The organism is Streptomyces sp. NPDC043861 (genome assembly GCF_056435905.1).
Genome location: NZ_JBWKDP010000021.1, coordinates 132,061 through 140,940, shown reverse-complemented (window position 1 = coordinate 140,940; position 8,880 = coordinate 132,061). Strand labels below are relative to the sequence as shown.

General features: G+C 68.3%; 9 protein-coding genes. All 9 read right to left on the bottom strand.

Features of this window, described 5'->3' with window-relative positions; all coding sequences use genetic code 11:
- Positions 1 to 150 precede the first annotated feature (150 nt).
- The 9 genes from AC068D_RS34565 to cpaB are packed head-to-tail and all read right to left on the bottom strand — an operon-like array spanning position 151 to position 8,759.
- Entirely contained in the window at positions 151 to 1,281 is a 1,131-nt protein-coding gene (locus tag AC068D_RS34565; RefSeq protein WP_478827094.1) for a response regulator, read from the bottom strand.
- A gap of 56 nt (positions 1,282 to 1,337) precedes the next feature.
- Entirely contained in the window at positions 1,338 to 2,687 is a 1,350-nt protein-coding gene (locus AC068D_RS34560; protein ID WP_478827093.1) for a sensor histidine kinase, read from the bottom strand.
- An 11-nt stretch (positions 2,688 to 2,698) separates the two neighbouring features.
- Positions 2,699 to 3,589: a DUF5936 domain-containing protein gene (locus tag AC068D_RS34555; protein WP_478827106.1), complete on the bottom strand. Its 891-nt coding sequence runs from the start codon at positions 3,587 to 3,589 to the stop codon at positions 2,699 to 2,701.
- Positions 3,590 to 3,603: 14 nt separating this feature from the next.
- Entirely contained in the window at positions 3,604 to 4,542 is a 939-nt protein-coding gene (locus tag AC068D_RS34550; protein ID WP_478827092.1) for a type II secretion system F family protein, read from the bottom strand.
- A gap of 11 nt (positions 4,543 to 4,553) precedes the next feature.
- Entirely contained in the window at positions 4,554 to 5,891 is a 1,338-nt protein-coding gene (locus AC068D_RS34545; RefSeq protein ID WP_478827091.1) for a CpaF family protein, read from the bottom strand.
- Between the two features lie 44 nt (positions 5,892 to 5,935).
- Positions 5,936 to 6,316, bottom strand: coding sequence for a TadE family protein (locus tag AC068D_RS34540; protein WP_478827090.1), 381 nt, complete (start codon positions 6,314 to 6,316; stop codon positions 5,936 to 5,938).
- Between the two features lie 6 nt (positions 6,317 to 6,322).
- Complete coding sequence (locus tag AC068D_RS34535) at positions 6,323 to 6,766, bottom strand: TadE/TadG family type IV pilus assembly protein (RefSeq protein ID WP_478827089.1); 444 nt, start codon at positions 6,764 to 6,766, stop codon at positions 6,323 to 6,325.
- Between the two features lie 6 nt (positions 6,767 to 6,772).
- A complete protein-coding gene (locus AC068D_RS34530; protein WP_478827088.1) occupies positions 6,773 to 8,044 on the bottom strand; it encodes a CpaE/TadZ family protein in 1,272 nt (423 codons plus the stop codon).
- Between the two features lie 7 nt (positions 8,045 to 8,051).
- The gene (cpaB, locus tag AC068D_RS34525; RefSeq protein ID WP_478827087.1) at positions 8,052 to 8,759 is read right to left on the bottom strand and encodes a Flp pilus assembly protein CpaB; all 708 of its coding nucleotides are present in this window, start codon (positions 8,757 to 8,759) and stop codon (positions 8,052 to 8,054) included.
- Positions 8,760 to 8,880: the final 121 nt, after the last annotated feature.

The following is an 8,880-nucleotide window of genomic DNA, read 5'->3' as shown; positions in this document are numbered from 1 at the left end:
CCTGGCCGGTCCCGCTGGCGACACCAGAAACATACGGCCGAACACCCACCCCACCAGAGGGCCCCAGGACCCAAAGCCGGGCCCAAACCCGGGCCAGAACCGACGGGCCCACAGCCTGCCGCCGCCCCGTGCTCACTGTTTCCTCATGCTTCACGACGCGTTCCCCCCACGTGACGTGTGTGACGTTCCCAGCCAGACCGCGATGGCTTCGCTGCGGCTGGCGCTGTGCAGCTTGGCGAAGATGCGGTTGATGTGGTTCTTGACGGTCTTCTCGCTGATGAAGCAGGTGGCGGCGATCTGCTGATTGCTCATGCCTGACGCGATCAGGTCCATCACCTCCACCTCCCGTGAACTCAGGCCGAAACTGTCACGGTTGGGAGCATGCTTCTCTCCCCCCGCCGCCGAAGACTGTGCCATAGAAAGTTGCGATTGCGAAAGAGATAGCGGTTGCGGTTCGCGTGTCGATCCGGTCACCGCGGCCTGGACGCCCTGTTCTGGGCCCCATTGCGGCATCTGGTCCGGCAGATGACCATGCCCGTACATCGGCGGCTGTCCGTGTGCATGTGCATCATGTCCGGGTGGCCCACCCTGATACGGCACACCCGTCGTCAGGGCGCTTCCCAGCCCTTCAGGCAGCGCCGGACCGGCTCCAGGCGCGGTGGACGCGGCCCCGTTCCGCATATGGGCGAGGAGCGCGTTCGCCGCCGTCGCGGTGAAGTGGGCCCGGCCGGACCTGATGTCCCGTATCGCCTGGACCAACTGGTCGGCGGTGAACTCGCCGTGCACCAGATAGCCGCCCGCGCCGAGCCGCAGGGCCTCGTGGACGATCTCGTTCTCACGGCTGTACGTCAGCATCATCACCGGTGCGACCTGCACCAGATGGGGCAGCGCCGAAATACCGTCGATACCGGGCATCCGCACATCGAGCAGCACCACATCGGGCCGGTGCTGCACCGCGGCCTCGTACGCCTCGCGGCCGTCGGCGGCCTGTGCCACGACCTCGATGTCCTGGCGGCCGGAGAGCAGGGCGTCCAGCCCGGCCCGGACCACGGGGTTGTCGTCGGCGACGACGACGCGCAGGGCCGTCGGAGCGGGCATCGCCGGAGCTGCGGGGAAGGCGGGCATCTCGCCCGTTGCCGCAGCCTGCTGGGGAGCGGGAGTGGGGAACCCGGAGGAGCTGTGTTCCGAGCTGAGCGGGCTCGCGTTCGAGGACGTGTGCTGGGAGACATGGGTCTGCTGTGCCCAGTGCTGTCCCGATGTACGGGAGACTTCGTCCGGCATTGCGGCCTCCTCTCGGTGGGTGGGGGGACGGTTGGGGAGTGTGGAAGCGGATCGGTTCAAGGTCGCTGGGAGTTCCTCACGTGCGGACCCGAGTCCGGACCCGGGTCGTTCGGAAGCACTGCCGCGACCGGTAGTTCCACCCGGACCTCGGTGCCCTTCTGGGCGCGGCCCTTGCCGATCCGGATGCGGGCGCCGATCGAGGCGGCACGCTCCACCATGCCGACGAGGCCGAAGTGACCGGCGCGCTTGAGGTCGTCGAGCGAGGTGCCGGGGGGCAGGCCCCGCCCGTCGTCGTACACGCTGACTCGCAGGACGTCGCCCACCACCCCGGCCGAGACGTCGACGTAGGTCGGCCCGGCGTGCCGGAAGGCGTTCTCCATGGCCTCCGTGGCGACCGTGAGCAGCTGGCGCGCGACGGCCTGCGGTACCACGGGCACCGGAGAGGTCCCCTCACCGAGCTGCCTGAACTGGGCCTTCACTCCCGTCCGGCCGGTGAAGTCGGCGGTGCGGGCGGCCAGTTCACCCATGACGTCGACTCCGCCGTCGAGTCCGGACTCGCGGCGCAGGTCGGAGAGGAGCTCGCGCGATTCGGCAGCGGCCCGTCGTGCGGACCGGGCGACGAGACCGGCCTGGTGCTGGACGGCGAGCGGGTCCATGCGGTCGGCGGTCGCCGCGAGGCCGTCGGCCGCAAGGGCGAGGCCGTGCAGCGTCTTGGCCACGGAGTCGTGCATCTCCCGGGCCAGTCGGGCCCGTTCGCCCTCGACCGCGGCGTTGACCGCAAGCCGGGCACGTGTCTCGGTCAGTGCCTGGCTGGCGGAGCCGACGCGGAGCATCAGATTGCGCAGGGTCACACCCACGGCGCCCGCGAGGACGCAGAAACCGGGAAGCAGAAGGGATGTGGAGAGGGTTGCGTCGAGCCGTGTGTTGGCCCCGTAGGCCGCCGCGAGGATCAGGCACTGCACTGCCGTGAAGACGCCTGCGCCCCGCCACCCGTAGAGCAGACCCGCGAGCGCCGGCGTGCACACCACCGCGTACCCCAGCGCCGACTCGGGTGTCGCGGTGAAGAGCAGCAGCGCTCCGAAAACCGTGTCCACACCCAGCAGGGCGGGGTAGCGCAGCAGCAGCGGACCGAAGCGTTCCCAGTCCCGGTAGAGGGCGTACGAGCCGACGAAGGTCACCAGTACCGCTGCCGCGACCAGCCAGCCCGCCAGTCCCCGGGCCGTGTTGTTGATCGCGACCGGCGTACCGATCCCGATCATGGCCAGGCGGAACAACAGGACCTGGCGTGCGAGCGCTTGGAGGGCGTTGACCTGGATCGACACGGCAGGTGCCGGGCCGACCGGAGGGCTCAGGGGGGCTCCCTGGCCGTCGGCCGGCATCGGTCCTGCCTGCAGGGGTATGGACATCGGGCGGCCCCTCACTTCCCCCCGGTCAGGGAGCCGAGGTCAGTGCCGGAGCCGAGCAGCATCGCTGTGATCATCAGGATCATGGTCGCGGGGACCATGAAGGTGGTGACCATCAGAGTGGCCTTCGGGATGGCCTTGGCTGCCTTCCGGCGCGCATTCTGGGCGTCCGTGCGGCGCATGTCGGCCGCGATGGCGATGAGGGTGTCCACGATCGGTGCGCCCAGTTCCTCGCCCTGCTGGAGTGCGGTGACGAACATGGCGACCTGCTCGGAGTCATTGCGCTTGCGGAGTTCGTCGAAAGCCTGGCGACGACTGACACCCATGTCCATCTGACGCAGGGTGATGCGGAGTTCGTCGGACCAGGGGCCCGCGTACTTCTCCGCCACCCGGTCGAGGGCCTGCCGGAAGCCGAGGCCGGCCGAGACGACGACGGCGAGGACGTCGAGGAAGTCGGGCAGGGTCCGCTCGATGTCGTCCTTGCGCTTGCGGATCGCGGCCCAGATGCCGACCTCGACCCAGTAGAGCCCGAAGACCACCATGAAGACGGCCATCAGGAACTGTCCCTTGGACAGCATGGCGAAGGCGGCGAATCCGCCGAGACCCCCGTAGACCGCCCTGCGTGCGGCGTACCGGTCGATGGTGAGACCGCCGGGGTTACCGGCCATGTCGATCTTCCGGCGCTTCTCGTTGACCTTCTTGGGGCCCATCATGCGCAGCACCATGGGTGCGTAGCGCATGCCGAGCCTGTCGAGGCCGGAGCCGACCGCGGTGGTGCGGGTGGAGCCGACTTCGAGGGCGACGGCCAGGTCGCCGGGGAGCTTCACGTCCGCCCGGTACATCCGGACGCCCTTGAAGACGCCGAACACACTGAGGCCGACGACAAGGGAGAGCAGCAGAGCCATCATGTCGGTCCTCCTCAGATATCGATCTTGGAAATGCGGCGGATGGCGATGAAGCCGAGGACGTACAGACCGATCGAGATCATCACGGCGATCTGACCGCCGAGGGACGACGTCATCCGGTCCAGTGCGCCCGGCAGGATCCGGTCCATCAGCAGCATCGCGCCGACGCCGATGACCGGGACGGCGTAGGCCGTGGTGTTGACCTGGGAGAGCTGGGTGCGGACCTCGCGCCGGGTCTCCTTGCGCTCCTCCAGGGTCTCGGTGAGGTTGCGCAGTGACGAAACCACGGTGCCGCCGGCCCGGTTGGAGAGGATCAGGGTCGAGACCAGCACGACCAGTTCGCGGGAGGGGAGCCGCTCCGCGAGCTCGCCGAGGGCGTCGTCGAGGGAGCGTCCGACGGCGAGGTGGTTCGCCACGACGCGCAGCTCTTCACCTGCGGGGGCTTCCAGTTCGTCGGCGGCCATCGCGATGGCGGTACGGAGGGCGAGGCCGGCCTGGGTGGCGTTGGCCAGCACCCGGGAGATCTCCGGGAGCTGGTTGATGAATCCCTCGATGCGCTTGGTGCGGTGCCAGTTGAGGAAGGTGTTCGCCGCCCAGATTCCGGCGAGTCCCGCGAGCGGGCCGAAGAACGAGGCCAGCACGGACGAGGCGATCAGCCAGAGGCCCACGATGGCGGCGATCATGTACGTGAGGTACTCGCCCGGTGTGAGGTCGAGGCCGGTGGCGGCGAGCTTGAGCTCGATCTTCTTGCCGTACCTGGTCCTGCGCAGACGCCGGTCGAGACCGGCGAAGCGGCGACGGCGGCCCACCGTCGGTATCTGGCCGGTGGAGGTGAGACGGTCGACGAGCGCTTCGCGCTGAGCCTTGCCCGAGGAGTAGGCGTGCAGGCCCATGACGCCGAACACGCAGCACAGCAGCGTGACGCCGATCGTCAGGGGAGCGAGATTGTCCATGGCGGGGATACCTACTTGGCCTCTCGGGTGGCGAGATAGTCGTCGGTCGTGGCGACTCCGAAAGCCTGCGGAATGGGCTGGCTGGCCATGTAGAGACGCTCGGCGAGCCGACGCGGGAGCGGGAAGTACTGGAATTCGCCGTAGATCCGCCCGTCGGCGGCCATCGGCTGGGCATTGAAACGTGCGAGCGTGCAGATGCGGTACGACTGGCTGCCGTGCGAGTCGAGGAACGCGATCTCGGTGACCCGACGGGAGCCGTCGGCGTGCCGGGTCAGCTGGACGATGACGTCGAGCGCACTGTTGATCTGGTCGTGCAGCGCCTCGAAGGGGATCTTGATCTCGGACATCGAGGAGAGGGTCTGCAGACGCATCAGGGCGTCCTCGGTGTTGTTCGCGTGCACGGTGGCGAGCGAGCCGTCGTGGCCGGTGGACATGGCCTGGAGCATGTCGAGGGCCTCACCGCCACGGACCTCACCGACGACGATGCGGTCGGGGCGCATACGCAGGGAGTTGCGGACCAGATCGCGGATGGTGATCTGGCCCTTGCCCTCGACGTTCGCCGGGCGGGACTCGAGCCGGATGACGTGGCTCTGCTGGAGCTGGAGTTCGGCGGAGTCCTCGATGGTGACGATGCGTTCGTCGTTCGGGATCAGGCCGGAGAGCGCATTGAGCAGGGTGGTCTTTCCAGTGCCGGTGGCCCCGGAGACGATGATGTTGAGTTTCGCCTGGACCAGACCGGAGAGCAGGATCAGCATCTGCTCGTCGATCGAGCCGAAGCCGATCATCTCCTGGAGTGTGAACGCACGGGGGAAGCGTCGGATGGTCAGCGTGGCGCCGCTCAGCGACAGCGGCGGAATGATCACATTGACACGCTCGCCACTGGGGAGACGGGCGTCCACCATCGGATTGGCCTCGTCCACACGGCGGTTGACGGTGGAGACGATGCGCTCGATGGTCTGCATCAGCTGCTCGTTGCTGGCGAACCGCATGGGGAGCAGCTCGACCCGGCCGCCTCGCTCGACGAAGATCTGGTCCGGTCCGTTCACCATGATTTCGGTGATGGATGCGTCTTCGAGGAGTGGTTCGAGAACGCCGAGGCCGAGGGCCTCGTCCACGACCCGGCGTATCAGCTGGGAGCGCTCGAGAGTGGAGAGAACGGGGCCTTCGCGGCTGATGATGTGGCCGAGGACGCGTTCCAGGCGCGCCCGGCGGTCGGCCGCGGCAAGGGACGACATCTCCGCGAGGTCGATCTCCTCGAGGAGCTTGGAGCGGTAGGTGGCGACCAGATGGCCGTCTTCTCTGCCCCCTCCGTTCTCCTCGGGGGCGGTGACGCGTGCCCGCAGACTCATGGGCCGTTCTCCTTGGTCGGTCGTGCGTGTGGGGATCGGTCGGGTCAGTCGAGCGGCATGGTTGCGGACTTCTCCGCGTGCGGGTCGCCGAGGCCGGGAATCAGCGTGGGGATCTTGACCTTGACGGTGACCGTGACGTCGCCGTCCCCGTACGTCCGCCTGATGTCGGCGTCCTCGCCCAGCCATCCGCTCATGGATTCCCTGCCGACCCGCCGGACCTCGTCGTCGAGGCGGTCGTGCGTTGCCGTACGGGCTGCTGCCCGGGCTGCGGTCCCTGCCTGCTGCGCGGTGTACGCGACGAGGCCCAGCTGGATGCCGACGAGGCCGATGATCAGCAGAAGGGGCAGGAAGCCGACGAATTCAACGGCGGAGGAACCGCGGTCGCGGTGCTGTGCCGCCGGTATCGGGCTCGGTGCAGAATTCATGGCCGGTCACTTTCCTTCCAGGGCCGCACCGGCTTCGGCGTCGACGGGGATCGGCAGGTTGATGGAACCGGGGAACAGGACCGGGGCCCGCAGTCTGACCTCGGCCTTGATCATGTCGGGCTCACTCTCGTCGTTGCATTCGATGACGGCGCTGTCCTCCCATGCCTCCGGCAGGCGTTCGCGCACCGTCTTCTCGCACTCCTCGTCGCGGTCCCACTCACCCGTGACGACCGCCCGGCGTACGCCTTCGTCGGCAGCCCCCGCGGCCAGCGTGAACGTGTAGCCGACCAGCACCATCTGCCACAGCAGCACCAGAGTGAGCAGAATGATCGGCACCATGCCGGTGAACTCGACGATCAACTGCCCGCGATCGCCCTTCAGTTGTGCAAGTCTCCGCTGTACGGAACGCAGCTGTACGCGTCGTCCGCCCGGCTCCCCCATGGCATGCATCGGGTCTCAGCCCTCCCCGCCGTTCGCGCCGCCACGCCGGCGACGCACTCCGATCGAGCCTCTGTCTCCGCCTCCGCGCACCTTGCCCTGCTTCTCGGGGCCGTCCGGAGTCTTCACCAGCCCCAGTTCCCCGGCCAGTCCCCACAGTGCCTGCTTCACCGTGGACTTGGCATCGAGTTCATGCATCCTTCCCGCGTCCACCACACCCTGGAGCTCCTTGAAGTTGGCGGGCACCGCGATGCCCGCCATCCGGGTCCCCGTGATCCTCTGGATCAGCGGCGGCTGGATCTCCGTGTTGCGGTTGTAGCGGTTGACCAGGGTGACGGTCTCCTCCGCCTTGCGGATCTGGAGCCGGTCCCACATCCGTACGATGCGCTTCGCCGCCCTGACCGCCACCACGTCCGGCGTGGTGACCAGCAGTGCGGCGTCCGCCATCTCGATGGCGGCGGCATTGGCACCGTTCATCTGGGTGCCGCAGTCGATGACCACGACCTCGTACCGCGAGCGCAGAGCACTGATGATCTGACGCACGGAACGGTCCGTGACCTCCTCGCCCCGCTCGCCCTCGCCGGGGGCGAGCAGCAGGGACAGGCCCGACTCATGGCTGAACACGGCGTCCTGCAGCACGCGCGGCGTGATGTCGTTGATCGCCGCCAGATCGACGAGCGACCGGCGGAACTGCACGTCCAGGTACGAGGCGATGTCCCCGGCCTGCAGGTCCATGTCCACCAGGGCGGCGTTCATCCCGGACGCCCCCGCCGCAAGGGCGAGCTGAATGGCAGTGGTGGTGGCGCCCACACCGCCCTTGGCCCCGGTGATCGTGACGACCGTGCCGCCTGGGCCGGTGAAGACGTCCCCGCCACTACCGAGGTGACGTCGCACGCCGACCGACCACTGGGCCGCGGCCTGGACCCGGTTGGCCAGTTCCTCATAACTCAGCGGCAGTGTGACCAGGCCCCGCGCACCCGAGTCCATGGCGGCCGAGAAGAGGCCGGGGCTCGCGTCGGCGGTGATGAGCACGACCCCGACGGCGGGGAAGCGCAGGGCCACCTCCCGGATCAGCTCCAGCGCCGGCACCGGACCGATTCGCTCATGGACCAGCACGACCTCGGGCAGCTCGTCGAGCGACTCCCCCGCCAGGCGCGCGAGGGTGTCTATGAGCTGGGTGGAGTCGCCGACCGGAGCTGCGGGCTCCGCGTCGGGCAGCTGGCTGAGCAAGGTGGTGACGGACCGGGCCGCGTCGGCGTCACCGACGGCCGGGAGGATCCTGGTGGTCATCCAAGCCTCACTTGTCCTTGTCGAGCGTATACGTGCGGTCGCCCGGACGGATGGTGGTGTCGCTGCCGGGTGCGACCAGCGCGAGGCGCACGTGCTGCGCGAAGGACTCCGCGTAGGCGACGCGCTGGGTGTTCAGGGTGTTGAGGGCGAAGGTGATCGGCACGGCCTCCGAGGCCCGGCCGCCCTTGTCGTCCCGGTCGGGGTTGAGCGCCGTGAGCTTGCCGACGTCCAGGACCTTGGCGTTGCTGACGATGACCTTCGACTGGGACGGATCACCGTCCCGTTCACCGGCGAAGGTGGCGTAGATGTTCACCGTCGCGCCGGGGGTGATCTTGCCGGCCACACCGGTGGCGGCGTCGATCATGATGGCGATCTCCTGCTCACCTGCCTGGAGGGCCGGCCGCTTGACGATCATGTCGTTCTGAAGGAGCGACCCCGAGCGCAGCCGGGTGACCGCGATCTTGCCGTCGACCTCGGAGAGGTCGGTCACGGCGTTGTCCGAGAGCCAGCGCTTGGGCATCGTGACTTTCTCGAACTGCCCGGCGCTCAGTGCCGTGTAGGGCGCGACATCGTCCTTGATCTTGTACGCCGACACCTCGGGGCCGACCTTCGAGTTCACGTCGCTGATCACGGAGAGCACACCGGCGAAGGCACCGAAGGCGCATAGGACCGACAACAGCAGGAGTATGACGCCGCGACGCTGGCGGGAGTTCATGGCCGTACAACCTCGTTCGGATATGTGGTGCGGAGCGGACAGGGAACGACGTGCAGAACGTGGGGAGGGCGGGGAGAGCCGAGGGAGCAGGAGGTACCTGTGCGCACATGGAGCGCGTGGC

Coding starts and splice junctions, on each gene's coding strand:
- AC068D_RS34540 (WP_478827090.1), bottom strand. CDS start 6,316: ATGAATTCTGCACCGAGCCCGATACCGGCGGCACAGCACCGCGACCGC.
- AC068D_RS34530 (WP_478827088.1), bottom strand. CDS start 8,044: ATGACCACCAGGATCCTCCCGGCCGTCGGTGACGCCGACGCGGCCCGG.
- AC068D_RS34565 (WP_478827094.1), bottom strand. CDS start 1,281: ATGCCGGACGAAGTCTCCCGTACATCGGGACAGCACTGGGCACAGCAG.
- AC068D_RS34555 (WP_478827106.1), bottom strand. CDS start 3,589: ATGGCTCTGCTGCTCTCCCTTGTCGTCGGCCTCAGTGTGTTCGGCGTC.
- cpaB (WP_478827087.1), bottom strand. CDS start 8,759: ATGAACTCCCGCCAGCGTCGCGGCGTCATACTCCTGCTGTTGTCGGTC.
- AC068D_RS34535 (WP_478827089.1), bottom strand. CDS start 6,766: ATGCATGCCATGGGGGAGCCGGGCGGACGACGCGTACAGCTGCGTTCC.
- AC068D_RS34545 (WP_478827091.1), bottom strand. CDS start 5,891: ATGAGTCTGCGGGCACGCGTCACCGCCCCCGAGGAGAACGGAGGGGGC.
- AC068D_RS34550 (WP_478827092.1), bottom strand. CDS start 4,542: ATGGACAATCTCGCTCCCCTGACGATCGGCGTCACGCTGCTGTGCTGC.
- AC068D_RS34560 (WP_478827093.1), bottom strand. CDS start 2,687: ATGTCCATACCCCTGCAGGCAGGACCGATGCCGGCCGACGGCCAGGGA.